1 protein-coding gene is annotated in these 602 nt (G+C 66.6%); it reads right to left on the bottom strand.

What is annotated here, in order from left to right; translation table 11 throughout:
• A partial coding sequence (locus tag DVK06_RS16940; protein WP_158600108.1) for a SidA/IucD/PvdA family monooxygenase occupies nt 1–602 on the bottom strand: 602 nt, incomplete at both ends.

Raw genomic sequence — 602 nt, 5'->3', positions numbered from 1 at the left:
TCCGAGAATCACGACCTCGCTCTCGTGGACGAACGACTCCTCGGCCTGCCACTGGTGACAGTCGAGGGCGTACGCGTCGTTGACGGCCTCGATGTCGCGGACTTCGGTCATCGCAAACAGCCCCACGTCGGGGTCGCGGCCGCCGACGGAGCGCCGGTAGAGCAGGTCGTAAATCTCGGCGCTCGTCTCCGGGTCGATGCCCTTGTACAGCAGGTCCTGATTCGGGATGAGGTCGTCTTTCACCGCCTGCGGCAGGTCGTAGACGTACCGCTCGTACTCGGGGGTGAAGTGCTGGAGGCCGAGCTTCGAGTACTCCATGGGGAAAAACCCGTCAGAGCGAGTCAGCCAATCGAGCCGGTAGCCGTGGTCGGGCTGGCGCTCCAGGAGGTCCTGAAACACCTCGGCGGCACTCTGCCCGGACCCGACGACGGTGACCGTGTCCGCCTCCCCGACGCGCTCGCGGGAACCACGATACCGCGCCGTGTGGAACACGTCTTCGGTCGGGTGTCCACGGAGGTGTTTGGGGACGTGCGGCCGGGAGCCGATGCCGAGCGCGAGGTTCTCGGCGCGGTACTCGAAGCGGTCGCCGGTGTCCGGATTCC

It is taken from the genome of Halorubrum sp. Atlit-28R (genome assembly GCF_003665955.1).
Lineage (GTDB): Archaea > Halobacteriota > Halobacteria > Halobacteriales > Haloferacaceae > Halorubrum > Halorubrum tropicale.
The sequence above is the reverse complement of the archived record's forward strand: the minus strand, read 5'-3'. Positions and strand labels throughout refer to the sequence as shown.